The 23,718-nt window shown below is 63.4% G+C and carries 22 protein-coding genes and 1 tRNA gene; 14 read left to right on the forward strand and 9 right to left on the reverse strand.

Annotated features, from left to right (window positions below):
• Positions 1-50: 50 nt before the first annotated feature.
• On the reverse strand, positions 51-1,694 hold the full coding sequence (locus BUE15_RS16740) for an outer membrane beta-barrel protein (RefSeq protein ID WP_073287709.1): 1,644 nt from the start codon (positions 1,692-1,694) through the stop codon (positions 51-53).
• Complete coding sequence (locus tag BUE15_RS16745) at positions 1,691-2,239, reverse strand: RNA polymerase sigma factor (RefSeq protein WP_073287710.1); 549 nt, start codon at positions 2,237-2,239, stop codon at positions 1,691-1,693. The genes BUE15_RS16740 and BUE15_RS16745 overlap by 4 nt, the downstream gene beginning before the upstream one ends.
• A gap of 228 nt (positions 2,240-2,467) precedes the next feature.
• Between BUE15_RS16745 and BUE15_RS16750 the strand changes: the two genes are divergently transcribed.
• Complete coding sequence (locus tag BUE15_RS16750) at positions 2,468-3,262, forward strand: PhzF family phenazine biosynthesis protein (protein ID WP_073287712.1); 795 nt, start codon at positions 2,468-2,470, stop codon at positions 3,260-3,262.
• Positions 3,263-3,378: 116 nt separating this feature from the next.
• Here BUE15_RS16750 and BUE15_RS16755 read toward each other — a convergent pair whose 3' ends face one another.
• The 4 genes from BUE15_RS16755 to ruvC all read right to left on the reverse strand — a co-directional run bounded on the left by BUE15_RS16755 (position 3,379) and on the right by ruvC (position 6,389).
• Positions 3,379-4,062 (reverse strand): hypothetical protein, encoded by a 684-nt coding sequence (locus tag BUE15_RS16755; RefSeq protein WP_139252366.1) that lies wholly within the window; start codon positions 4,060-4,062, stop codon positions 3,379-3,381.
• Positions 4,062-5,333, reverse strand: a complete 1,272-nt coding sequence (locus BUE15_RS16760; protein ID WP_073287715.1) for an LVIVD repeat-containing protein — start codon at positions 5,331-5,333, stop codon at positions 4,062-4,064. Before BUE15_RS16760 ends, BUE15_RS16755 begins: the two co-directional genes overlap by 1 nt.
• A 140-nt stretch (positions 5,334-5,473) precedes the next feature.
• Positions 5,474-5,689: a KTSC domain-containing protein gene (locus tag BUE15_RS16765; RefSeq protein WP_073287717.1), complete on the reverse strand. Its 216-nt coding sequence runs from the start codon at positions 5,687-5,689 to the stop codon at positions 5,474-5,476.
• Positions 5,690-5,756: 67 nt separating this feature from the next.
• Complete coding sequence (ruvC, locus tag BUE15_RS16770; protein ID WP_073287719.1) at positions 5,757-6,389, reverse strand: crossover junction endodeoxyribonuclease RuvC; 633 nt, start codon at positions 6,387-6,389, stop codon at positions 5,757-5,759.
• Between the two features lie 92 nt (positions 6,390-6,481).
• Between ruvC and BUE15_RS16775 the strand changes: the two genes are divergently transcribed.
• The 5 genes from BUE15_RS16775 to BUE15_RS16795 all read left to right on the forward strand — a co-directional run bounded on the left by BUE15_RS16775 (position 6,482) and on the right by BUE15_RS16795 (position 11,653).
• Positions 6,482-7,546, forward strand: a complete 1,065-nt coding sequence (locus BUE15_RS16775) for a lysylphosphatidylglycerol synthase domain-containing protein (protein ID WP_073287750.1) — start codon at positions 6,482-6,484, stop codon at positions 7,544-7,546.
• Positions 7,543-8,700: a glycosyltransferase gene (locus BUE15_RS16780; protein WP_084549133.1), complete on the forward strand. Its 1,158-nt coding sequence runs from the start codon at positions 7,543-7,545 to the stop codon at positions 8,698-8,700. Before BUE15_RS16775 ends, BUE15_RS16780 begins: the two co-directional genes overlap by 4 nt.
• Positions 8,701-8,871: 171 nt before the next feature.
• The gene (locus tag BUE15_RS16785; protein WP_073287721.1) at positions 8,872-9,129 is read left to right on the forward strand and encodes a MarR family transcriptional regulator; all 258 of its coding nucleotides are present in this window, start codon (positions 8,872-8,874) and stop codon (positions 9,127-9,129) included.
• A gap of 2 nt (positions 9,130-9,131) precedes the next feature.
• Positions 9,132-10,319, forward strand: coding sequence for an ABC transporter permease (locus BUE15_RS16790; RefSeq protein ID WP_084549134.1), 1,188 nt, complete (start codon positions 9,132-9,134; stop codon positions 10,317-10,319).
• Positions 10,320-10,417: 98 nt separating this feature from the next.
• Positions 10,418-11,653, forward strand: coding sequence for a PP2C family protein-serine/threonine phosphatase (locus tag BUE15_RS16795; protein ID WP_073287725.1), 1,236 nt, complete (start codon positions 10,418-10,420; stop codon positions 11,651-11,653).
• A gap of 18 nt (positions 11,654-11,671) precedes the next feature.
• On the opposite strand, the gene BUE15_RS16800 is transcribed toward BUE15_RS16795, so the two are convergent.
• Positions 11,672-13,156 (reverse strand): O-antigen ligase family protein, encoded by a 1,485-nt coding sequence (locus BUE15_RS16800; protein ID WP_073287727.1) that lies wholly within the window; start codon positions 13,154-13,156, stop codon positions 11,672-11,674.
• 33 nt (positions 13,157-13,189) lie between these two features.
• Positions 13,190-14,269, reverse strand: coding sequence for a GumC domain-containing protein (locus BUE15_RS16805; protein ID WP_073287729.1), 1,080 nt, complete (start codon positions 14,267-14,269; stop codon positions 13,190-13,192).
• Positions 14,270-14,375: 106 nt separating this feature from the next.
• On the opposite strand from BUE15_RS16805, the gene BUE15_RS16810 reads away from it, so the two are divergent.
• The 7 genes from BUE15_RS16810 to BUE15_RS16840 all read left to right on the forward strand — a co-directional run bounded on the left by BUE15_RS16810 (position 14,376) and on the right by BUE15_RS16840 (position 21,218).
• Positions 14,376-15,929 carry an oligosaccharide flippase family protein gene (locus tag BUE15_RS16810; RefSeq protein ID WP_073287731.1) on the forward strand — a complete coding sequence of 518 codons (1,554 nt, stop codon included), beginning with the start codon at positions 14,376-14,378 and terminating at the stop codon, positions 15,927-15,929.
• 45 nt (positions 15,930-15,974) lie between these two features.
• Positions 15,975-17,105 carry a glycosyltransferase family 4 protein gene (locus tag BUE15_RS16815; RefSeq protein WP_073287734.1) on the forward strand — a complete coding sequence of 377 codons (1,131 nt, stop codon included), beginning with the start codon at positions 15,975-15,977 and terminating at the stop codon, positions 17,103-17,105.
• 82 nt (positions 17,106-17,187) lie between these two features.
• Entirely contained in the window at positions 17,188-17,826 is a 639-nt protein-coding gene (locus BUE15_RS16820; RefSeq protein WP_073287736.1) for a polysaccharide deacetylase family protein, read from the forward strand.
• A gap of 129 nt (positions 17,827-17,955) precedes the next feature.
• Positions 17,956-19,086, forward strand: a complete 1,131-nt coding sequence (locus BUE15_RS16825) for a glycosyltransferase (RefSeq protein ID WP_170865295.1) — start codon at positions 17,956-17,958, stop codon at positions 19,084-19,086.
• A 95-nt stretch (positions 19,087-19,181) separates the two neighbouring features.
• The gene (locus BUE15_RS16830) at positions 19,182-19,949 is read left to right on the forward strand and encodes a TatD family hydrolase (protein WP_073287738.1); all 768 of its coding nucleotides are present in this window, start codon (positions 19,182-19,184) and stop codon (positions 19,947-19,949) included.
• A gap of 59 nt (positions 19,950-20,008) precedes the next feature.
• Positions 20,009-21,061: an asparaginase gene (locus tag BUE15_RS16835; protein WP_073287740.1), complete on the forward strand. Its 1,053-nt coding sequence runs from the start codon at positions 20,009-20,011 to the stop codon at positions 21,059-21,061.
• Between the two features lie 69 nt (positions 21,062-21,130).
• Positions 21,131-21,218, forward strand: a tRNA-Ser gene (locus BUE15_RS16840).
• A gap of 96 nt (positions 21,219-21,314) precedes the next feature.
• On the opposite strand, the gene nhaA is transcribed toward BUE15_RS16840, so the two are convergent.
• Positions 21,315-22,655: a Na+/H+ antiporter NhaA gene (nhaA, locus tag BUE15_RS16845; RefSeq protein ID WP_073287742.1), complete on the reverse strand. Its 1,341-nt coding sequence runs from the start codon at positions 22,653-22,655 to the stop codon at positions 21,315-21,317.
• 285 nt (positions 22,656-22,940) lie between these two features.
• Here nhaA and BUE15_RS16850 point away from each other — a divergent pair, with 285 nt between their 5' ends.
• Positions 22,941-23,702, forward strand: coding sequence for an IS5 family transposase (locus BUE15_RS16850; RefSeq protein WP_073282996.1), 762 nt, complete (start codon positions 22,941-22,943; stop codon positions 23,700-23,702).
• The last annotated feature ends 16 nt before the right edge of the window (positions 23,703-23,718 follow it).

Consider the following 23,718-nt stretch of genomic DNA (forward strand, 5'->3'; position numbering starts at 1 on the left):
AGTGGAGAATACAACCTGGCAGCAGCCGGCCGGTGGCCAGTCGGGCAGCGTTAGCGCAGGTTGAGGGAAAAGCCGGTAAGCAGGCCCACCGCAAAAGGACGACGGGCGGGCAGCGGAGTGGACGTATTCGTATCAGAAATAGAAAGCACGGAGTAGCGGCCCATGGGCTGGGCCAATAGCGTCAGGCGGGGCGTCAGGGCATAGCGTACGCCCAGGCCGGCACTCAAACTCAGGCCCAGCCGCCGGTATGGGGCGCTCCCCGAGGACCAGTTTTGTTGCTGCTCGCAGGTGCAGGCAGTGCTGCCGCTGGTGCGTCCGCCGGCATACACGTCCAGCGAAGCGCCGGCCTGTGCTTCGTACTGCAGGCGGCCCCGGCCACCCAGCTGGTACTGCACCTGCACCGGCACCGTGAAATAGCGGTACACGTCGCGTTGCTTTACTGCCCGGGTAACCGTGATAGAGTCGCGCCGCTGCCGCTGCTGGAGCAGCAGGTTGAGCTGGGTGCGGTATTCCGCGTAGCCGATTCCGCCGGCCAGGTAAAGGCGCGGAGTGAGAGCATAGCGGGCCTGCACCTGAGCCGCAAAAGCCGCTGCCGGCCGCTCATACTGGCTAATGCCGTTGGCGGAGTCGGAAGCCAGCTGCCGGTAAGAGAGCGTAGGGCCGGCCAGCACTTCCAGCGCCCAGCGGCCCGGACGGTGCGGTACCACCGACGCCAGTTCCACGGCCTGCACAGCCGGAGCACCAAGGGCTTGCCGCTGAACTGGTACTGCCCGGAGCGAAAGAGGAAGCAGTGCGCTGGTTCGGGCCAGAGCGCCAGAGGCAGAATAAGGCAGGTTCGCCGGCTCCACGACTCGGCTGGCTTCGACTGAAGATGAGATGCTTTGACCGGACTGTGGCGCCACGGCTGCGGCAACGCCCGGTTCCGGTAGCACAGCCGGCGGCTCGGTGCCGGCCGTAGCGGCAGCCAAAGTGCGTGTGCCCGGAAGTCCGCGGCTGGTGGTGGCAGTGGCGGCAAGGTCTAATGAATAGGCTGCTACGGGCCTTGCAGCGGCAGAGCGGCTACTCATATGTACCGAGGCCCCCGTTTTTTCGGCTGCTGCTCCGGCAGCAGAAGGTCGGGCAGAGGCGGGCTGCGCAGAGGTGGAAGGCGCCGATGCTGCTGCCAGCAAGGTAGAACGGCGCTCCTGCCGCGGTGTGCGGCTGGTAGTGGCTATTCGGGAGCCGACGGCGGAGCTGCCGGCGGCGTTCTGGCGGGCAGCCTGAGCCGTAGCAGCCTGAAGCTGGGCAGGCGCTGTAGCTGAAACAGGCGCTTCAGCCGAAACAACCGCCTGCTCACGCTTCATAATAGAGCCGGCGCGGGTTGGTGAAGTGGTTTTTCGCTGGCTTTCGGGAGTGAAAACCGGGTTGCTGGAACGCGCCTTGTCAGTTGCCGGCCGGCCGGCCAGCTCCCGCTGCGTGCCGGAAGGCCGCACAACCAGCACCGTTGTTGCCACGCCAAGCAGCAGCAACAGCAATGCTGCCGCCAACCACCGGCGGCGGCTTCGCAACGCGGGCCGTGGGGCCGGCGGCACCGGTGGTAGTGGCGGCAACTGCTGCCGGATGCCCTGCCACACGTCCTCCGACGGGTGGCTGCCGTAGTCCTGCAGCTTGCGCCGGAGGTCCTCAAACAGTTTTTCCGAATCGTGTTCCGTCATGACAGTGGACAGTTGTTATGGGCCAAAAGCCGTTCTTCCAATAGCCGGCGCGCCCGGGAAAGCTGCGACTTGCTGGTACCTTCCGAAATGCCCAGCATTTCCCCGATTTCCTGGTGCGAATAGCCTTCTATGGCGTAGAGATTGAGCACGGTGCGGTAGCCCGTAGGCAGCGTGTTGATGAGCGTTACCACTTCTTCCGCCGAAAGCTGGTCGAGCGGCGTGCCGTCCGGATGAGCTACTTCGGCGGCTTCGTCATATTCTACCTGCGCGGCCCGCTGGCGGTGCCGGTGGTAGGCTGTGAGCGACGTGGTGACGGCAATCCGGCGGGCCCATGCCTCGAAAGGACCTTGCCCCCGGTATTGGTCGAGGCGGGTGAAAATCTTGACAAACGTGACTTGCAGCGCGTCCTCAGCCTCGGCCCGGCTGGGGCAGTAGCGCAGGCAAACACCCAAAAGCCGGTACGCCAGCCGTTCGTACAGCTCCCGCTGCGCCGCCGGGTGGCCGCGCCGGCAGTCGGCCAACAGGTCTTCGAGGGGTTGCGGCATGCGTGGAATTGAGAACGAAGAATAGGGGCCAGCAAGCTTCTGACCCCATGACCGGCCTCAGCGTAGCCGGGTTGCGTGGGGTGAAAAATAATTTCAGCCTCTTCAACAATCGAGCGCAGAAGCCGTCGGTACTGCTGAAAAGCCGGCCCGGGTGGTGCCGTTTTTCAAGACTCCGGCCGGCAATATGTAGATTCAGCCCGCTATTCCACTTACCCGATTTTCTGCGCCATGACGCTCCCCATCTATCAGGTTGATGCCTTCTCAGCCCGGCCCTTTGCCGGCAACCCCGCCGCCGTGTGCCCCCTGCGCGAGTGGCTGCCCGCCGAAACCATGCAGGCCATTGCCGCCGAAAACAACCTCGCCGAAACGGCCTTTTTCGTGCCCCGGCAGGGCCATGAGTATGAAATCCGGTGGTTTACGCCGGCCGTGGAGGTAGAGCTGTGCGGCCACGCCACGCTGGCTTCGGCGCACGTGCTGCACCAGCATCTGGGGTTTCAGGGCCCGGAAATCGTGTTCCACTCGCAGAGCGGTCCGCTGCGGGTGCTGCGCGAAACTGATGGCCGCCTCACCCTGGACTTCCCCAGCCGCCCGCCCCAGCCGCTCACCGGCCACCCCGATGGCCTCGCCGACGGCCTTCGGGCTACGCCGCTGCAGGTGCTGGCTGGCCCCGATCTTATTGCCGTGTTCAACTCCGAAGCGGAAGTGCGGAGCCTGCGCCCCGATCAGGCCCGGCTGGCCCGGATAGAGTACCGCGGCATCATCGCCACGGCTCCCGCCGCCGACTCGGAAACCGACTTCGTGTCGCGCTTTTTCGGGCCCCGCGTGGGCGTGCCCGAAGACCCGGTTACTGGCTCGGCGCACACTACGCTTATTCCATATTGGGCGGCGCGGTTAGGCAAAACCACGCTTAAGGCCCGGCAGGTATCGGCGCGGGGCGGCGAGCTGTGGTGTGAGCTGCTGGGGGAGCGGGTACATATCAGCGGCTGCGCCGTGACGTATCTGCGCGGTGAGATTGAGGTATAAAAATCCTGATTAACTGAGGATACAAACCCGAAAAGGCCGCCCCGCAGTTGCTGTCTGACCTAATTGGACAGCAACTGCGGGGCGGCCTTTTTACTGCTGAAACGCCGGGCGAAAAGCTAGCGGAGCGCCACGCCTACTTTGAAGCCAGCCGGAATATAGAAACCGGCGTGACCGTAGTCGGAAGGGCCGGAACGGTAGCCGCTTGCGGTGCGCTTAGCGCCTTCGCGGCTTCGGCTGGTGCGCCAGCCGGCACCCACGTACAGATCCAGAAACACCCGACCGGGCGGCAGTGGGGCCTGGTAGCCCAATTGTGCCGAGGCCCCGTAGCGGCTGATGGTTTCGGTGCGCCGCAGGTCGCGGTATTCGTAGCGCGGCAGGCCGGTTGGGTCCAGCACCTCAGTCCAGCCCTGCTCGTCGTGAGAAACGGCGAAGCGCTGAAAAACCGGCCCCGCGCTGACGTACAAACCGGCCGGATACACTGCTTTGGAGGCGCGGATGTACCAGCGGTGCTGCACCTGCAGGCCGGCACCCCGCACCGTTTCGTTGCGGGCTTGCTGGCGAGTTGCTACCTCCATATCGGGCTGGCCGGTGGGGCCGGCGTAGAGCTGGGGCGTGACAATGAGGCTATGGCGCGGCTGCTGATTCCAGCGTCTTTCCACTTCCAGCCAATAGCCACTCATTACCAGATGCTGCGGCGCCGCTTTCAGCAGCAGGTTGAGCTGGAAAGTACTTTCCTGCGCTGCCGCCCCGGTCACGCGCAATAGCAGACCGGTTCCGATAAGGCAATGGTAGAGTCGCATCAGGGCTGGGGCGTGATGGGCAGCAGGCTCAGCTGCTGAAGCGTGGCGCCGGTGTAGCTGTACTGGTAGAGGCCGGCCGCCCCGATGGCCAGGAGCGTCCCATTATCGGGAATGACATCGACCACCTGAATCGGGAAGAACTGCTTCTGGGTGAGTACCGGCGCCTGGCTGGTGTCGAATACCTTCAGCCCGTCGATGTCGCAGACAAACAGCTGGTTGCCGTCTACGCCCAGGCCCTGCGGGCCCAGCATCGGGTAGGTTTGAGCCAGGCGCGGCTGGCTCAGGTTGGTCAAGTCAATCACCTGCAGCTGGTTGACGCCGCCCCCGCAGCTACGGCCGCTGCGCAGGGTTACGTAGGCGTAGCGGTTGTCTACCACCACCGGGTCGCAACTCACTACATGCTGGTAATACGCCACCTGGCGGGGCGTTTGGGGCGTGGCGGCATCAAAGATGTACATGCCGCGCTGCGTGCCCAGAAACAGGTAATGGTCTTTGGGATAAATCGTTTCGACCCCGAACTGCAGCTGAATGCGGGTGCCGGGCGCGGGCTGCGTCGGGTTGCCCAGGCTGAAAGTCCGCAGGCTCTGCTCATCCACGGTGTAGAGCGTCTGGCCCAGGATAGCGAATCGGGCCAGGGAGCCACCTTTGCCGGTAGTGCCCGGCGCCGATGTAGGACTGGCACTGTTAAATACGACAGGGGCATCGTTGCGGCCCCACCACGTGGTGCTTCTGGGGCTGGCCGTATACGGAACCTGTATCTTTTTCCAGCCTACGACCACCGTATTGGCCGGCCGGTTTTCGGGCATGCATTCCACGGGCATAGGCGCCATTTCGGGCATCGGCAGCTCGCGGAAGGCGTCGCGCACCCGGTCCTGCACCTGGGCCTGCGCCGGATTCGTTATATCAATCGTGACCAGGTCGGGGCCGTTGTCGGCGTAGAGCAGGTTGCCTTTCACGGCAATGTCTACGTTGCCGGGAATCCGGATGAAGCTGACGATGCGCGGCAGGGCCGGGTTCTGGTTGTCGATGACGTGCACGCCCTCATACCGCTCGTTGATGAACAGATACCGACCATAAAGGTAGATTTTGCCGGTATTGTGCAGGGCCCGCGCCGACAGCGTGGTTACTGACTGCTCCAGCACGGCGCGGTCCATGAGCTGGGGAGCATAGCCGTCGTAGTAGCTGGTGGGTTCGGGCTCGTCGGTGGAGGAGCAGGCCTGCAGGGTAAGGAGCAGCAGCAGGCCGGATAGATACGTAAAGAGTTTGGGCATACCTCGCGTTGCTAAGGGTAACGGATGAAAGCGTGGAAGCCGGCTTTAAGCTGGCCGTACCTCTTTCAGAGTCGCTGCTCAAACGGGAAGTTGCAATCCGGTCGAAATATCCTGCTACTTATCGGCGGAGTCTCTGGCTGTCAGCGCAGTTGCTCCCGGGTGTAGCCGCCGCGCTCCACTACCTGCTCCACAAACAGGGCCTTGCCCGGCACATTCAGCAGCGCCTGATACAGCGGTTCGGGCACGCCGGTGTAGCGCACCAGTCCGCCGTGGCGGTATTCGATTTCCAGCGTTTGGGTGGCTTCGTCGTAGCCGACGGCTTTGAGCGAGGTAGAGCGGATAGGGCGGCGCTGCATAGACTAGCTGGAGGTAGTCAGCAAGATACGCCGCACGCGCCAACGGCAGCGCAATACAGCCGGGAAATCAGGCCGCCGGCTTTTTGCGGGCCGGCGCTTTCCTGACGGTGGTGGCAGCGGCCAGCTTGCCGGGGTTGTCGGCCAGGAATTTGCCCCAGCTTTTGCCGCCGGCTTTCACGTTGTTGCCTTTCTGGTAGTGGTGGCACATGGCCACGGCCAGCGCATCGGTGGCATCCAGAAATTTGGGCGCTTCTTCCAGGGGTGGCAGCTTCAGGGTCTGGCGCAGCATGTGGGCCACCTGCTCCTTGGTGGCGTTGCCGGAGCCCGTCACGGACTGCTTGACCTTGGTGGGCGCATACTCCACGTACGGAATCTGGCGGGCGAGGCAGGCGGCAATGGCCACGCCCTGCGCCCGGCCCAGCTTGAGCATACTCTGCACGTTCACACCAAAAAACGGCGCTTCAATGGCCAGCTCATCGGGCAGAAACTCGTCAATCAGCTCGGTCATCCGCTCAAAAATCTTCTTGAGCTTGAGGGCATGGTTGGTGCCCAGCTTGCGCATATCAATGACGTCGTACTGCAGCATGCGCACGCGCTGGCCCTGCACCTCAATCACGGCATAGCCCATTATCTGCGTGCCGGGGTCGACACCCATAATAACTTTGGGCAGCAGATCAGTGGGAGCGAGGGGAAGAATCATGCGCGGTGGTGGGCGGAGAAGAGAAGGTGGTAGAGCTGTCGTTGATTTTCGTCGGTAACTTGCCGCATTCAACCCAGTACCCTGCCGCCATCTTGTCCGCTCACCTACAAAACTACGTCCAAAAGCCGGAAGTTGCTGCCTCACGGTGGCGCTGGCTGGTGGTGGCCGGCAAGCTGCTCATCACGGCCCTCACGCTGGGGCTGCTCTACCATTCGGTGTTTGCTGATGTAGCCACGGCGGCGGCGTGGCGCGGACTGCTGGCGGCTACGTTCACGGGCGCGGGGCGCGGGCCGGTGCTGCTGGCGTTGCTGCTGGTGCCCGTAAACTGGGGCATGGAAGCCTGGAAATGGTGGCGGCTGGCCCGGCATCTGGAGCCCGTTTCGTTCCGGCGCAGCTTCCGGGCGGTGCTGGTGGGCCTTACGCTCGGCTTCGTGACGCCCAACCGCGTAGGCGACTACGCCGGTCGCATTATCGAGCTCAAAAGCCGCCGCCTCGATGCGCTGGGTGCCGTGTTTCTGGGCCGCTACGCGCAACTCGTCGTGACGGTGCTGGCGGGCACTGCCGGGCTGCTGTACTTTCTGCTGGCCTTCTATCTGGAAGGCTACGCAGCCTCGAAGCTAGGCGTGGTGGTGGCTGTAGTGCTGCTGAATGCGGCTATATTGCTGCCCCTGTACCGCTCCCGCCTGTTGCTGGCGGTGCTGTCGGCCATCAGGCCTTTGCGCCGCTTCCGCCGGTTTCTGGCCGTCATGCCCACGTATCCGGCCCGCGCCATTCACGCGGTGCTGGCGCTTTCGGGGCTGCGGTACATGGTATTTTGCCTGCAGTTTGGGCTGCTGCTGAAGGCGTACGGCACGCAGGCGCCGCTACTGCCCGGGGCTGCGGCCGTAACGGCCACGTTTCTGCTCAAGTCTTTGGTGCCCTCGCTCAACGCGCTGGCCGATGTAGGCGTGCGCGAGTTGTCGGCCACGCACCTGTTCGGGCTGCTCGGCGAGCCGGCGCTGCCCGTGCTCAGCGCCAGCCTCAGCCTCTGGATCCTCAATATTGCCCTGCCCAGCGCCACCGGACTGGTATTTGTGCTGCGCCTGAAGGTGCTGCGCAAACGCAAGGCTGCCAGCCCCGCGGCGGATGAGGCCGACTCCCGGACTCCGGCCGCATGAGCACGTGGCTGGGACTTGTGCTGCTGGCTGCGCCGGCGCTGTATGCGGCTCAAATGCTGAGGTTCCGCCGCGCCTGGGACAAACTGCCGGTACCCAAGCTGCCGCCACTTCCGGCTCCGGGCCAACACGAAGAACGGCCTCGTTTCTCCGTACTGATAGCCGCCCGCAATGAAGCCGAGAACCTGCCGCTGCTACTGGCCGACCTGCGCCGACAAACCTTGCCCGCGCCGCAGTTTGAGGTGCTGATTGTAGACGACCACTCCACGGATGCCACAGCCGAAGTAGCTGCCGCCGATAGTGGGGCGGTTGAGGTGCGCGTTATCCGGCTGGCAGAAGTGCCGGGTGCCGGAACCGGCAAAAAAGCCGCGCTGCAGGCCGCGCTGGCCCAGGCCCGTGCCCCCTGGGTAGTATGCACCGATGCCGACTGCCGCCTGCATCCCGACTGGCTCCGCAGCTACGCCGCGCTGCTGGCCGAAGCCGGGCCGGAAGTGCGTTTCGTGAGTGGGCCGGTTCTGCTGACTGGCCCTGAAACGTGGTTAGCCAGCCTCTCCGGGCTGGAATTTGCGGGCTTAGTGGGCACGGGCGCGGCCAGTATAGGAGCCGGCCTGCCTACCATGTGCAACGGCGCCAACCTGGCCTACCACCGCGACGCTTTTGCGGCCGTGGCAGGCTTTGCCGGCAACGAGCACCTGGCCAGCGGCGACGACGAGTTTCTGATGCACAAGCTGCACGCGGCGTTTCCGGGCAGCATCCGGTTTCTGAAGCATCCGGCGGCGTTGGTGCGTACGGCCGGGCCGCCCACGCTGGCGGCGCTGCTGCGGCAGCGGGTGCGCTGGGCCAGCAAGTGGCGGCACTACCGGCATCCGGCCTCGCAGCGGCTGGCGGTGCTGGTGCTGCTGGCCAACGTGGCCCTGGCCGCCGGGGCCCTGGCGCTGCCGTGGCTGCCGGTGCTGGCTCCCTGGGCGGCCACCGCGTGGCTGCTCAAGCTGGGCGCGGATGTGTGGTTTCTAAGCCCGGTGCTGCGTTTTCTGGGCCGAAGGCGGTGGCTGTGGTGGGTGCCGGTGCTGCAGCTGGCGTATGCGCCGTATGCGCTGGCCGTGGGGTTGGCCGGGCTGCGCGGCGGCTACGTCTGGAAAGGACGCGCCGTGAAATGAATTATTTTTCAGCTCTCCGGCGAGGAAATCAAGGCAATATTAGCTTACGTAAATTCTCAGTCATTGCCAGTGTCGAGAATAGTTTCCTGCCAATAGCTACACCGAAAATGCCAGCGGATACCGGCAGGGCTGCTACCTTTGGCCCCTTGACCTGCCGTTTGCTTCCTGCCCGTGACTGACCCCCAATTCGATATTCTCGACGAGCTGTACTTCGTCACTTCCTTCCGCGACCTGCTGCAGAAAACCCGGTTGCAAGCCCCGGAGCTGACCCAGCACCTGCGTGGCCTGCTGGAGCAGGGGCTCATCCGCAGCTTCTGGCCCGACCCCGATACCGAGCTGGCCTACGAGGAAAGCTCCTTTGGCGCCCTGAGCCAGGATTGCTTTTTTCTGGCGTCCAAGGAAGGCCTGCTCCAGCACAACACCCGCTAACCGTGGCCGGGCCCGCTCTTTCTGCTGCTCCTGTGGCCAGTGCGCCGGCCGCCCGGCCGCCCGGCTACTACGTGCGCCAGCGCCTGCTCCAGAACCGGCCCGCTATGGCGGGGCTGGGGTTCATTGTGCTGTGCGCGCTGATTGGCGTGCTGGGCTACTGGGTGCTGCCCGACAACTCGCCCAACGCCAACAACAGCCTCGTGCAGCTACAGAAGGAAGCTCCCGGCTTCCAGGCCACGGTAATGCGCCTGCCCATACCGGATTCGGCCCGCGCGGCCTCCGACAACATCTTCCGCACCTGGCTCTATGGCCGGGCGCCGCGCTATCAGGAGCTGCCCATCGGGAGCTACCGGATTCAGGGCGACTCCGTGTTCATAGCTCCCTACCAGAACCATTCGGCCCTTGCCGATGCACCCCGGCGCTATTCGCTGGCGCAGGTAGCCGGCCAAACCGGGAGTTCGGCCGAGCTGCGCCGCGTGGTGGAGCAGGAGCGTATCACGAAGCGTACGTATTGGCTGGGTACTGATAAATCGGGCCGCGACGAGCTGAGCCGGCTGCTGCTGGGCACCCGCGTGAGCCTGGGCATCGGGCTGGTGGCCGTTCTGATTTCGGTGGTGCTGGGCATGGCCATCGGGGCGGTGGCCGGCTACGTGGGCGGCTGGCTCGATAGTCTGCTGCTGGGCCTGATGACCGTGGTGTGGAGCATTCCGGGCATCATGCTGGTCATTGCCATTTCCCTGGCCCTCGACAGCAAAGGTGTCTGGACGTCGTTTGTGGCCGTGGGCCTGACTATGTGGGTGGATGTGGCCCGCGTGGTGCGTGGCCAGATGCTAAGCCTGCGCGAAAAAACCTTCGTGGAAGCCGGCCGCGTGCTGGGGCTGCCGCAAAGCCGCCTCATTGTCCGGCACCTGCTGCCCAACATGACCGGCCCGCTCATCGTCATTGCAACCAGTAACTTCGCGGCGGCCATTCTGCTCGAAGCGGGCCTGAGCTTCCTCGGGCTGGGCGTGCAGCCGCCCGCCCCGTCGTGGGGGCTGATGGTGAACGAAGGCTTTCAACTGCTGGGCACCGAGGCCGGCCTCTGGCTCACGCTACTGCCGGGCTTGGCTATCAGCCTGCTGGTGCTTAGCTTCAACCTGCTGGGCAACGGCCTGCGCGACGCCTACGACCCTAAAACGATGATTGAATGAGTGAATGAGCGAAGGTGTTCAGTCCTGTACCACCTGCAAACAGCCATTCATCTACCGATCCACTCATTCCTTCATTCACTCATCCAATCATTAAAATCATGCCCCATTCCGCACTCACCCCTGAAAAGCGACTCTTCCTTAAAGACCGGGAACTGGGGGCGCTGCTGGAAATTACCCAGGCCATCAACCAGGACCACGGCGAAGGGGCGCTCTATAAAATCTTTCATTTTACGTTGCTCGGCCAGCTCAATATCCGGCGGCTGGTGCTGTACGTGAAGGAAGAAGGGCAGTGGCAGTGCGTGGTTTCGTTTGGGGCCGGCCTGCCCGATTTCCGCCGCATAGACTTGCCCGAGGAAGTGGTGCGGGGCTGTATGGGCCAGCCGTGTGCCGTGGCCGAGCTGCCGCTGGGCGCCGAGTGGGAACTGCTGGAGACGATGATTCCGGTAGTGCGCAACGACGAAATTGTGACCTACGTGTTCATCGGCAATATCCATGAAGACTACGCCAGCGGCGAGGCGGCCAAGTTTCTGGAAACGCTGAGCAATATTCTGCTGGGCGCCATCGAAAACCGCCGGCTGGGCCGCCAGCGGGTGGCCGCCGCCGCCATGCGCAAGGAAATCGAAATTGCGCAGGAAGTGCAGGCCATGCTGTTTCCGCGCAAGCTGCCCAACGATGCCCACGTGGCCGTGGCCGCTTCCTACGTGCCCCACACCGCCGTGGGCGGCGACTACTACGACGTGGTGGACATCGACGCCAACCGGTTCCTGTTTTGCGTGGCCGACGTGTCGGGCAAGGGCGTGGCGGCTTCGTTGCTGATGTCGAACTTCCAGGCCGGCCTGCGCACGCTGCTGCGCCAGCAGGTAGACCTGGCCACCATTGCGCAGGAGCTCAACAACCTGATTTTCCGCAACTCCGGCGGCGACAAGTTTATTACCGTGTTCTTCGGCATCTACGACCGGACCACCCGGCGCCTGCAGTACGTGAATGCCGGCCACAACGACCCGCTGCTCGTGCAGGACTGCGGCTCGGTGCTGCGGCTGAAGGAAGGCAGCATCATGCTGGGCGTGATGGACGAGCTGCCGCTGCTGAAAGTGGGGGAGGTGTACATCGAGGGCCGCGCGCTGCTGCTCAACTACACCGATGGCCTGACCGAAGTGTTCGACGCGGCGCAGGAGGAGTTTGGGGAAGAGGGCATTCTGCGCATCCTGGCCCAGAACCGCTACCTGCCGCTCAAGCAGCTGCACGAAGAGCTGCTGACTGCCATCCGGAGCTTCAACATCAATGGCAACCGGTTTGCCGACGACATTACCATTCTCAGCTGCCGGTTCAAGTAAGCCGGCGCCCGCTGCACATCAGCCGGGCAGCTGTGCCGGTTGTTTTGCCGCGCCGGCAGCCACGTGGGTATCTTCCTGCCAGAGCTGCACCCGGATCAGCAGCGCCAGCGCCGCATAGTACATGCTCCCGATCTTGTCTACCTCAATCAGCTCATTGAGCAGCAGGTGAAAGATGGTGATGACCAGCGAAAGGCCCGCCGCAATGGCAATACGGCGGTGGCTGGGCGTGCGGGCGTTGTGGTAGAGCCGCTCCACGAGCAGCAGCGCCGTAAACAGCAGCGCCACGAACAGCAGAAAGCCCGGCACTCCCTGTTCGGCCAGCTGCAGCAGAAAGTAGTTGTGGGTAGTGGATTTCTCCACGTTGTCGCTCACGTACGTCTGGAAGCTCCGAACGGTGTAGCGCTTGTACTCGGGATAGAAGGTAGAGGGGCCGCTGCCCACCAGCGGCTTATCGGCTATCATGTGGGCCGCCGCTACCCAGCGGTACACCCGCTCCATCCCCGACACGTCCTGCAGCTTGTAGGTGGCCTCCAGGTGCTTTTCGAAGTTGCCTTTGTGGAAAACGGTTTTCTCGAACTCCGGCGCGTACAGCATGTACGTGTTTTCGCGCACGAAATACACCGTGGTAATCAGAGTTGCGAGGCTGGCTGCTACCAGCGTGAGTCGCGTGAGCCGCAGCCGCACGATGCCGTAGTAGAGCGCAGCCACCACCAAAGAAAGCACCGAGGCACGGGTGTACGAGAGCATCACGCCGCTCACGGCAATAAAGAGCACCAGATACCAAAGCCAGCGCGCTGTTTTGGAGGCGGCGTCGCGGGCGGCATACAGCGCGAAAGGCACGAGCAGGGCTGCTGTAGCGGCGTACAGTACGTGGTTGTGGTAGAACGGCTGGATGGCCCAGTTGATGGAGTTGAAGCCGAATCCTTTGCCACCGTGCCGCGCCATGGTATAAAGCACCGTGATACTGACGCCGGCCGCGAAAAAGGCTATCATCCGCCACACGTCCGAGGGCTTGCGCACCACGGAAAGCGTCACGAACACAAACGGCACGATGTACCAGGTTTTGGCCAGCAGATACTTCACCGACTTAAGGGTGCTCACCGAAAATACCGTGGACACCACCGACCATAGCAGCGCCAGCCCGATAAATATAACGAGCGGGTGCCGCCAGACGCGGGCCGAAACGCCGCTGTTGCCCAGCAATACGCTCACCCCAAAGCACCCCAGCAGCACCAGCATCAGCGGCTCCGAGGGCACGTCCATGCTCAGCCCGCCGGGCAGCGGCATCTCCACCGAAAAAGCCAGCGTGCCCAGCAGCACATAGTACACCCAGCGCCAGTCTACCAGCAGCACTACCGCTCCCAGCACCGCCACCGGTAGCGCCAGCCACAACTGCGTTTTCAGGAGCAGCGCCGCGGCACCGCTAACCAGCAGCAGCAGCACGAAACCCACGAACAGGCGCTGGTCAGGGTTTTGAGGACGCAGGCGGGCAAGGAGGCTCATGGCAAAACGCGAAGTAAGAATCCGGAGCAGCCGTTAGCGCGACTCCGGCTTGCCCATGCTCAGATTGCCGCGGTAGAGCTCCAGCAGCGTGATAAAGATGACCGACAGTGCGAACGTAATCAGCACCGACGATACCACGATAAGCCAGCGGACCGGAGCGGCTTTGCGGGTAGCCGGATAGGCTTCCTGCACCACATAAATGCTGGAAATCTTGCCGCTGATGCTCAGGCGGGCCGTTTCGTAGTCGCTGCGGGCTTTGATGAGACGGCCCTGCAAGTCGGCGAAGCGGGCATAGAGCGTGTTCATCCGGTCGATACCAGCCGTGTAGCTTTCCAGGTTGAATACATTGCCGTCTTCCGACTTGGTAAGGGCCCGCAGGGCGCGGCGCAGGCCGGCCGCCTTGGTGCTGTTGCCTTCACCCTCGGCGCGGCGCAGGGCGCTTTCCGTCTCAATGATTTCCTTGGCCAGATACCGGGATTCGAGGGCCAGCCCATAGATGCCGTAGCGGCGGCGGCCGGCCAGCAGGCTGTCGGAGGTGCGCATGAATTCGCGCTCCAGGAAGCTGCGGCGCTGCGCATACAGCTCCAGCACCTTGCCCCGGTTGGCAAACGTCAGCTGCTGGTTTACGGAGTCGATGCTTTGCACCATGGCATTGGCAATGCGGGCGGCCAGTACCTTGTCTTCGTCCCGGAAGGTCAGCTCAATGGCGTCCCGGTCGTTGTGCACGATGTTCAGGTTGCTCGAAAACTCGTTCAGGGCCGCATTGTCGGCCGCGTCGTCGCCGGGTGCTCCTACCTTATAATGCTCGTGCAGGCGAAAACGACGAATGATGCTCTCCGCCACCGGCTGCGACTGCCCGATGGTGATAACCCGGTCCAGGTCTTCGGTGCGGCCGCCCAGAGCCAGCTTGCCGCCTTCCGTCACAATCCGGTCGGGGTCAGTGGTTTGGGGGTCGGTGGGGTAGAATACCGAAGTCGACTTATAGATATTGGGCAGCATCAGCGCCACCACCACACTCACAATCAGCGCCAATGCCAGAGCCCCTGCTACCAGATATTTCCAACGATTGATAACGGGCCACAGGCCCAGCAGCGAATAAGAGCGGGATGACATACGGGACAGAAAAGACGACCAAAAGCGCCGCAGCCGGCCCACCGGGCGCAACGCAGCGGAGCAAAGCTACTGCAATCAGGCAAGATTAAGGAATGCCGAAGAAAGAATGCGCACTTGCGCTAATACTTATGCTGCTGCCACGTTTCCTGCCGGTCAATTCGGCATTCCTCATTCTATCCGTGTAATTTGGCCCGCCCAATCCTTCAGCTACCCCTATATCAAACGCTTTTTCGGAAATATCAGCTTTGTGGTGCTGCTCAACCTGCTCGTGAAGCCGGGCTGGGTAGTCGTCGAGAATCTGGTGCAGGACCGGCTGGGGCACGAGGCATTCGGCACGTTCACGGCCCTGTTCACGCTGGCTACCATCGTGGCGTCGGTGTCGGATCTGGGCACCACGCAGCTCACTACCAAGCGCGTGGCTGCCACTCCGGAGTTCCTGACCGAGTATTTCCCCACACTCCTACCGCTGAAAGGCGGGCTGTCGGCGCTGTTTCTGGTGGCTACGGTGGGCATTGGGTGGCTGCTGGGCTACCGCGGGCATACGCTCACGCTGCTGGCCCTCACCGGCGGCGGGCTGCTGCTGGCCCAGTACACGCTGTTTCTGCGGGGTGTGCTGCAGGCGCACCAGCGCTTCAATACCGATGCGCTGCTGTCGGTGCTGGAGAAGTTTCTGCTGCTGGGCATGGTGCTGGCCCTGCTACCCATCGGCATCACGCTCAACAACTATGTGGGGGCCCGGTCGGTGGCCATCGGCTTCACCTTTGTAGTACTCTATGGCCTCGTGACGCGGTTGTATGGGCGGGTGAAGTTCCGGCTGCGCTGGGACCAGGCCCGCACGGTGCTCAAGGCCAGTCTGCCGCTGGCCTTCATCACGCTGGTGTACGGCCTCAACGAGCGGATTGACATGCTCATGCTGGAGCGGCTGGTGTCGGCGCAGGAAGCCAGCTACTACGCCGCCGCCTACCGCTGGTGCGACACCATGATGATGTACCTCTGGACGGTGCTGCCGCTGTTTTTTGCCAAGTTCGCCCACGCTACCGCCCGTCCCACTGAGCAGCGTGACCTGCTCTGGTTTGGGCAGCGCGTCGTGACGGTGCCCATGCTGCTGATCTGCGGGTTCGTGCTGTTTCGGGGCGAAGTGCTGTTCTGGCAGTTCGGCAACAGCACACCGCTGGAGGTGGCCCGCATGGCGCTCTGCCTCAAGATTCTGTTTGTCAGCGTACTGATACACGCCTTTTTCGCCATTTACAGCACGCTGCTCACCAGCACCAACCACGAGCGGCCCGTCAGCTGGCTGGTAGCGGCCAGCATTGTGCTGAATGTGGGCCTGAACCTGCTGCTGCTCCCGAAACTGGGGGCCGTGGCCGGCGCCATCAATACGCTGGTGTGCGCCGTGTTTGTGTCGGTGGGCTACCTGTGGCTGGTGCAGCGCCGCACCGGTATTGCGGTGCCTTGGAACTGGCTGGGCCGGCTGGGGCTGGCCTTCGGGCTGCTCTGCGCCGTGTGGGTTGGGCTGCAGGCCGGCCTCCGGCTGCACTGGCTTATTGAGTCGATAGTAGCGGGCATAGCCTTCGTGGGCATCCTGTTTCTTACCGGCATTCTGCGCCTTTCCGAGCTGCGCCTGCTACTGGAAAAGAGAAGCAAAGGGGAGAATTACTGAGCTGAAAGCTGCACTTTTGCCCCGGCACCTCTCACTCCCGACTCCTTGCACATAGCCGTCAACGTCCGCTTTCTGCTTCCCGGCGACCAGCTCGAAGGCATCGGGCGCTTCACGTACGAAACGCTGAAGCGCCTCGTGGCGGCCCACCCGGCGCACACCTTCCATTTCCTCTTCGACCGCGCCTACGACGCCCGCTACCTGTTCGGGCCGAACGTGGTGCCGCACGTGCTGGCCCCACCGGCCCGGCATCCGTTGCTGTGGCTGGCCTGGTTTGAAGGGGCCGTGGCGCTGTGGCTGCGTACGCACAAGCCGGCCGTGTTCCTCAGCCCCGATGGCTACACCACGCTGGCTACCCGCGTGCCGCGCGTCACGGTGTTCCACGACCTGGCCTTCGAGCATTTTCGGGAGCATACGGGCGGCCTGGTGCAGCGCTACTACCGGTTTTTTACGCCTCGTTTCGCCCAGGCTTCCCAGCGGCTGGTGGCCGTGTCGGAGGCTACGCGGCAGGATCTGGTGCAGACCTACGGCATTCCCGCCGCCCGCATCAGCATAGCTTACAACGCCGCCGATGCGCATTTCCGGCCGCTGCCGGCCGCGCAGCAGCAGACCACGCGCGAGCGGTACGCCGCCGGCAAGCCCTACTTCCTGTTTGTGGGGGCGCTGCAGCCGCGCAAGAACCTGCCCAACCTGCTCCGCGCCTTCGACGAGTTCAAACAGCGCACCGGCGCCGCTACCAAGCTGCTTATCGTGGGGCGTACCGCCTGGCAGGCCGGCCCCATGTTCGATGTGTACCAGCAGCTGCAGTTCCGCCACGATGTGCACCTCACCGGCCGCGTGACGGACGAAGAGCTGGTGCAGCTCTATGCCGCCGCGCTGGCCACGGCGTACGTTCCTTTCTTCGAAGGCTTCGGTATTCCCATCATCGAGGCCCAGGCCTGCGCCTCGCCGGTGCTCACCTCCGACCGAAGCTCCATGCCCGAAGTAGCCGGCGGCGCGGCCCTGCTCTCCAACCCAAACAGCCCTGCCGCCATTGCTGAGGCACTGGTGCGGCTGCAGCAGGAACCGGAGTTGCGCCGGCAGCTCATCGAAAAGGGCTTGACGAATGTCCGGCGGTTTTCCTGGGAGCAGAGCGCCGAGGTGTTGTGGCAGGCTATGCAGAGCGTGGCGAAACCGTGACCTTCGATGGGGGGGCAGGAGCGGTGGCCGCAGCCCCTCCGCGCCGCCTGCCGTATTTTAGCGCTCCATTCTGCCACACCCTATGCGCCTTCACCGCCTTCCCGAAATCATGCAGCGCTGGCTGCCACACACCGAGTGGCGCGGCCCGGTAGCAGCGGGGGAGAAGCCACTCTACCTCACCTTCGACGACGGCCCCATCCCCGACGAAACGCCCTTTGTGCTGGAGCAGCTGGCCCGCTACGATGCCCACGCTACTTTTTTCTGCGTCGGCAGCAACCTCGAAAAGCACCCCGATATAGCCCGGCAGGTGCTGGCCGCCGGCCACCGCCTCGGCAACCATACCTTTCACCACGTGAACGGCTGGCGCACCCCGCTGCCGCAGTATCTGGCCGAAGCGCAGCACTGCCAGCAGGCGCTGGATGCGCTGCTGCCGCAGCCGGAGGCCCGTCCGCTGCTGCGCCCGCCCTATGGCCGCCTCACCCGTGCCCAGGCCGCCGCGCTGCACCCCGGCCACCGCCTCATCATGTGGGACGTCCTCACCTACGACTACGACGCCACGTATCCGGCCGATACCTGTTTGCGCGCCGCTCTGGCCCATACCCGGCCGGGCTCCATCGTTGTGTTTCATGACAGCCAGAAAGCCCGCCGGAATATGCGCGCCGTGCTGCCCCGCTACCTCGAAGCCTGCGCCGCGCAGGGCTATTCGTTCGAGCTGCTGTAGTATGGTGGAATGATGAATGAGCTTCTGTCATCCTGCGCTTGCGAAGGACCTTATCAGGTCAGAACGAACCGGATGATGGTGTAGCTGACGCGCGGAGGCCCTTGGCAAGCGCAGGATGACAGTACCTTTGTGCACTCTGCCACCCCACTAATCCGCCACTTGCTGTTTCTCACGCTTTTTCTTGCCGGCTGGTTTCTGATTCTGGCAGTGTCCACGGGGCTGTTTGCGTTGCGGCGCGGGAGCCAGCCGGGGCCGTTGCCGGAGCCGCTGCCCCGCGTGAGCATCCTGATTGCCGCCCGCAACGAAGAAGCCGCCATTGCCCGCTGCCTGCACGCCATCCGTCGCCTGCACTACCCGCCTCACCTGCTGGAAGTGCTCCTCGGCGACGACGGCTCCACGGACGCTACCGCCACCGTGGCCACTGCCGCCATGCAGGGTTTCGAAGGCACATTCCGCGTACTGCCTATCCGGGAAAACCTGGGTACCGCCCGCGGCAAAGCCAACGTGCTGGCCCACCTCACCCGCGCCGCCACCACCGACTACTTCCTCATCACCGACGCCGACATTGCCGTGCCTCCTACCTGGGTGCCGGGCCTGCTGGCCCACGCCCGGCCCGGTGTCGGAACCGTTACGGGCCTCACGCTGGTGCAGGGGCCGCGTCTCTTCGACCGGCTCCAGGGCCTCGATTGGCTGATTTCGCTCGGGCTGGTGCAGGTCGTGTCCGATCTGGGCCGGCCGGTGACGGCCATGGGCAACAACATGCTCGTAACCCGCGCCGCCTACCAGGCCACCGGTGGCTACGAAACGCTGCCTTTTTCCGTCACCGAAGACTTCGAGTTGTTTCGGGCCACGCTGCGCCACAGCTTCGGCTACCGCATCCTGTTCCGGCCCGAAGTGCTGGCCGAGTCGCTGCCGATGCCTACCGTGGGCGCCCTGCTGCACCAGCGCCGCCGCTGGACCCGCGGCGTGGAGGCGCTGCCGTGGTGGCTGCAAGGCGGGCTGCTGTACTACGCGGGCTTTTATCCGGCGCTGCTGGCCCTGTGGTGGCTGGCTGGTTTGCTGCCCGCCGTAGCGGTGCTGCTGGCCAAAATGCTGTTGCAGGGCGTGCTGGCGGCTCTTTGCTTCCGCCGCGCCGGCCGCCGGGCACCGCTGGAGCTGCTGCCGCTGTTTGAACTTTACACCCCGGCTCTTACGGCCGCACTGGCCGTTTTTCGCCTGCTGCCACTTTCCTTCGACTGGAAGGGAAGAAAGTATAAGTGATTCTCGCATTGATTGTTGGTTGCTGTTTGTCAGAATAATGCCTGCCGACAACCACCAGCCAACAATTAGCCACCACCAAGCAACTACCAACCTCCATGCACCTCACCGACTCGCACGCGCACGTTTATTCCGAGCAGTTTAAGCCCGACCGTGACGACATGCTCAACCGCGCCTACGAGGCCGGCGTCCGCACCATCGTCATGCCCAACATCGACCACGAAAGCATCGACGTGATGCTCGAAACCGAGGCGCGCTTTCCGCAGCAGTGCCACGCCATGATGGGCCTGCACCCTTGCTACGTCACCAAAAACTTCGAAAAGGAGCTGTACGAGGTGGAAGACTGGCTCGGCAAGCGGCCGTTTGCGGCGGTAGGGGAATGCGGCATTGATCTGTACTGGGACAAAACCACCCTTGGCTGGCAGCAGGAGGCCCTGCGCGTGCAGATTGAGCTTGCCAAAAAGTACCAGCTGCCGCTCGTGCTGCACACCCGCGACGCTTTCCGCGAAACCACGGAGCTGGTAGCAGCCGGCCAGGATGGCACCCTGCGCGGCGTGTACCACTGCTTTTCCGGTACCCTTGCCGAAGCCGAAGAAGCTATACGGCTTGGATTCATGCTCGGTATTGGCGGGGTGGCGACCTTCAAAAACGGCGGCCTCGACAAGGTGCTGCCGGGCCTCTCGCTCGACCATCTGCTGCTCGAAACCGACTGCCCGTATCTGGCGCCGGTGCCGCACCGTGGCAAACGCAACGAGCCCGCCTATCTGCCGCTGGTGGCGCGCCGCGTGGCCGAATTGCTCGGTAAGGATGTGGAGGAAGTGGTGCAGGCCACCACGCAGAACGCGCAAAAGCTGTTCAGTCTGTAGCCTGAGCGTTTCGGGCGGCGGCTTGCTAACTTGCCGCTCCCCATCCAACTTCACCGCCTTTGTCTACCGCCCCCGACAACCACCCCGAAGCCTCCGTTCTTGTCATCTACACCGGTGGCACCGTGGGCATGGCCTACAACAGACGCGGCGAGCTGGTGCCGATGAACTTCGACCAGATCCGGCGCAAGATGCCCGAGCTGCGCCAGCTCAACATGCGGGTGGAGGTGCAGAGCCTGGGCCAGCCGATAGATTCCAGCAACGTCACGATTGAGGACTGGCTGCGCATTGCGGCCCTCATCCAGGAAAACTACGCCCGCTACGACGGTTTCGTGGTGCTGCACGGCACCGACACCATGGCCTATTCGGCGGCGGCGCTGAGCTTTCTGCTCGAAAACCTGGGCAAGACGGTGGTGTTCACGGGCGCGCAGGTGCCCGTAGGCCGCATCCGCACCGATGCCCGCCGCAACCTGATTACGGCCCTCGAAATAGCCGCCGCCCGCCACCCGATGGCCCGCACTGTGCGCGTACCGGAAGTGTGCATCTTCTTCAACGACGTGCTGATTCGGGGAAACCGGGCCAAAAAGGTGGAAAGCCAGCAATACAACGCCTTTCGCTCCGAAAACTATCCGCCACTGGCCCGCGCTGGCATCGAGCTGGAATTCAACGACAAGCAGATTCGTCTGCTGCCTGCGGCCCGCCTGCGCGTCCATCAGCGCCTTGATGAGCGGGTGACGGTGCTGCCGCTTTTTCCCGGCATCACGGAGCGGATGGTGCGCGCCCAGCTGGAAGCCGCCGACCTGCGCGGGGCCATCATCGAAACCTACGGCTCCGGCAACGCGCCCACGGCGCCCTGGTTTCTGCAGTGCCTGCGCGAAGCCACCGACCGGGGCGTGCAGCTCCTGAACGTCAGCCAGTGCGAGGAAGGCCGCGTGATGCAGGGCCGCTACGAAACCAGCGCCTACCTCACCGACCTGGGCGTGCTCGGCGGCGACGACATCACGCGGGAAGCGGCCATCACCAAACTTATGTTTGTGCTGGGGCTGGAGCGCTCTGCCGCCGAAACCCAGCGTCTGCTCACCCACGACCTGCGCGGCGAAATCACCATCGTCTGAGCCAATGTTGGGGCCAGGGCTTGCGTATCCCGAAAATCGGGTGTTATTTTGCGCCACTTCCCCGCACCCAGAGAGGTGTCCGAGTGGTTGAAGGAGCACGCCTGGAAAGTGTGTATGGGTCTAAAGCTCATCGTGGGTTCGAATCCCATCCTCTCTGCATAAAAGCCCGTTTGCAAGCTGCAAACGGGCTTTTGTATTATTGTGCCTACTGCTTTTTTGTCGGCAGCAGGGTTTCCGGTTGCGTCTAGCTCTATTACAATGCTTGTTCCGCCTGCTCGGGTGCTGATGGTGCGGCCGGAGTGGTGCGCAGCAGCACATACCCGATGATGCCGGCCAGCAGCGAGGCCACCAGAATAGCGGTTTTAGCTATTACTTCCCCTTCCGACCTTTCGCCCAGGGCCAGCAGCGTAATAAAAATGGACATCGTGAAGCCGATGCCGGCCACCACGCCCACGCTCCATAAGTGGCGCCAGGTGATGCCGGAGGGCAGCGTGGCCCAGCCCAGCTTGGTGGCCACCCAGGCCAGCAGGCAGATGCCCAGCGGCTTGCCCACCAGCAACCCTGCTATAATGCCCAGCCCCAGCGGTGAAAGCAGTTGGCCGAACACGGCCGGCTCAATAACGAGGCTGGTATTGGCGAAGGCAAACAGCGGAATAATTCCAAACGACACCACACTGTGCAGGCGCTGCTCCAGCCGTTGGGCCGGCGAGCTAACCGTTTCCGACAGCTGCTCCAGCTCCTCACTGATGGTGCGCGGGTCGGTGTCGCCGGCGTGGGCTTCCTGCTGCATAAAGGCCAGCCGGTCTTCGATCAGGCGCAGCAGTGCGCTTCGGCTATGGCCGATACGGGAAGGAATAGTGACGGCCAGCATCACGCCGGCCAGCGTGGCGTGCACCCCCGATTTCAGCATGAAGTACCACAGCACCACGCCCAGCGGCAGGTACAGAAACAGGCTGCGTACGCCCAGAAGATTGAGCAGGCCCAGCAGCGCCCAGACACCCAGTGCCATAAACAGATAGTTAAGCAGCATGTCCTGGGTGTAGAAAAGGGCAATAACCAGCACGGCTCCCAGGTCATCGACAATAGCCAAAGCAGTAAGGAAAACCTTGAGTGCCAGCGGCACGCGCGGCCCAAGCAGCTGCAGTACCGCCAGGGCAAAAGCAATGTCAGTAGCCATGGGGATGCCCCAGCCGGCCGCCGTAGCTGTGCCCTGGTTGAAGAGCGTATACAGCAGCGCCGGCACCAGCATGCCGCCGATGGCGCCGGCAATGGGCAAGGCCGCTTTCTGCAGCGAGGCCAGCTCCCCGTCCAGCACTTCGCGCTTGATTTCCAGCCCCACTATGAGGAAAAAGACCGTCATCAGGCCGTCGTTGATCCAGTGCAGCAGGCTTTTTTCCAGCACGAAGCCGTTGATGGCCAGGCGCAGATGGCTGTCCCAGATGGCGGGGAAGTAGCGAGCCGGGCCCCAGTCAATGTTGGCCAGCACCAGTGCCAGTACACTGCTGATCAGCAGCACGATGCCGCTGGCGGCTTCACGTCGGAAAAACTCGGAAAAGGGCCGCACCAGCGGCTGCACAAGTCGGTTGAGTGCCATAGTGAGAGGCGGATAGGGTGAGTCCGGAACGGGCTGGGTGGCCCGTAATGCGCAAGGCCTGGCAAAGCAGACCAGCCCACAAACCTACTTCTTCTACGGGCAACAGACTGGCATATGCTGGTGCCCCACCGTCTTTCGGCTTGCTGACCACGCCTGTGGCAGCACCCAATCAGGGCAACCCGCAAAGGCTTAGTGGCGCTAAGAGCGTGTTTGGGAATTTCACAAGTGCATAAATAGAAACGAGCCAGTAAGTTGCAGGCGGAGTTCCTAGGCTCCGGTCTGCTTATGGTTGACGGCTATCAACCCCTTACTGACTCGCAGTGGCAAGTTATGGCCTGTCTACTGCCTGTGCAACGGCGTCGGCGCCTGTGTTTGCGCCAAGTGGTCAATGCCGTGCTCTATGTCTGCCGCACGGGCGGCCAGTGGCGGGCCTTGCCGGCCGAATTTCCGGCTTGGACGGCGGTCTACTACTATTTCTACCGCTGGCAGCAAACGGGCCTCTGGGCACGCCTAAATACGGTGCTCAATGCGCTGGATCGGCTACATGAGGGGCGGGAGGCGTTGCCCTCGCTGGCCTGCGTGGACAGCCAGAGCGTCAAACTCGCACCCCGCATTTTCGAGCACCGGGGACTGGACGGGGGCAAGCATGTTAACGGGCGTAAACGCCAGATCCTCACCGACTCGAGCGGGCGTATCTGGGCCGCGCACGTACACGCGGCCAACGGCCATGACAGTCGCGGAGCCCTGGGTTTACTCCCCCATCGGCCCTGGTGGGCCGCCCGTTTACAGACCGTGCTCACGGATGCCGCTTACCGGGGCCGCTTCGCCGACCACCTGCGCGGCCTCGGCCTACAGCACCAGGTGGCCAGTCGCCCACCCACCCAGCGCGGCTTTGTGCCCGTCGCCAAACGCTGGGTGGTGGAACGCACCTTTGCTTGGCTGGCCTGCTTTCGGCGGCTGGCCGTGGACTATGAGTACACCCCCGCCAGTCATGTCTGTTGGCTTGTATTAGCCAATATCTCCATGTGTCTAAATCGACTCGCCTAATTCCCAAACACACTCT

The sequence above is a fragment of the Hymenobacter psychrotolerans DSM 18569 genome (genome assembly GCF_900142395.1).
Lineage (GTDB): Bacteria > Bacteroidota > Bacteroidia > Cytophagales > Hymenobacteraceae > Hymenobacter > Hymenobacter psychrotolerans.

Excerpts from the sequence above, each read along its gene's own strand:
- BUE15_RS16810 (WP_073287731.1), top strand. The coding sequence starts at position 14,376 with ATGCGCACTTGCGCTAATACTTATGCTGCTGCCACGTTTCCTGCCGGT.
- BUE15_RS16805 (WP_073287729.1), bottom strand. The coding sequence starts at position 14,269 with ATGTCATCCCGCTCTTATTCGCTGCTGGGCCTGTGGCCCGTTATCAAT.
- BUE15_RS16850 (WP_073282996.1), top strand. The coding sequence starts at position 22,941 with ATGGTTGACGGCTATCAACCCCTTACTGACTCGCAGTGGCAAGTTATG.
- BUE15_RS16745 (WP_073287710.1), bottom strand. The coding sequence starts at position 2,239 with ATGCCGCAACCCCTCGAAGACCTGTTGGCCGACTGCCGGCGCGGCCAC.
- BUE15_RS16755 (WP_139252366.1), bottom strand. The coding sequence starts at position 4,062 with ATGCGACTCTACCATTGCCTTATCGGAACCGGTCTGCTATTGCGCGTG.
- nhaA (WP_073287742.1), bottom strand. The coding sequence starts at position 22,655 with ATGGCACTCAACCGACTTGTGCAGCCGCTGGTGCGGCCCTTTTCCGAG.
- BUE15_RS16750 (WP_073287712.1), top strand. The coding sequence starts at position 2,468 with ATGACGCTCCCCATCTATCAGGTTGATGCCTTCTCAGCCCGGCCCTTT.
- ruvC (WP_073287719.1), bottom strand. The coding sequence starts at position 6,389 with ATGATTCTTCCCCTCGCTCCCACTGATCTGCTGCCCAAAGTTATTATG.
- BUE15_RS16740 (WP_073287709.1), bottom strand. The coding sequence starts at position 1,694 with ATGACGGAACACGATTCGGAAAAACTGTTTGAGGACCTCCGGCGCAAG.
- BUE15_RS16765 (WP_073287717.1), bottom strand. The coding sequence starts at position 5,689 with ATGCAGCGCCGCCCTATCCGCTCTACCTCGCTCAAAGCCGTCGGCTAC.
- BUE15_RS16795 (WP_073287725.1), top strand. The coding sequence starts at position 10,418 with ATGCCCCATTCCGCACTCACCCCTGAAAAGCGACTCTTCCTTAAAGAC.
- BUE15_RS16830 (WP_073287738.1), top strand. The coding sequence starts at position 19,182 with ATGCACCTCACCGACTCGCACGCGCACGTTTATTCCGAGCAGTTTAAG.
- BUE15_RS16800 (WP_073287727.1), bottom strand. The coding sequence starts at position 13,156 with ATGAGCCTCCTTGCCCGCCTGCGTCCTCAAAACCCTGACCAGCGCCTG.
- BUE15_RS16760 (WP_073287715.1), bottom strand. The coding sequence starts at position 5,333 with ATGCCCAAACTCTTTACGTATCTATCCGGCCTGCTGCTGCTCCTTACC.
- BUE15_RS16820 (WP_073287736.1), top strand. The coding sequence starts at position 17,188 with ATGCGCCTTCACCGCCTTCCCGAAATCATGCAGCGCTGGCTGCCACAC.
- BUE15_RS16780 (WP_084549133.1), top strand. The coding sequence starts at position 7,543 with ATGAGCACGTGGCTGGGACTTGTGCTGCTGGCTGCGCCGGCGCTGTAT.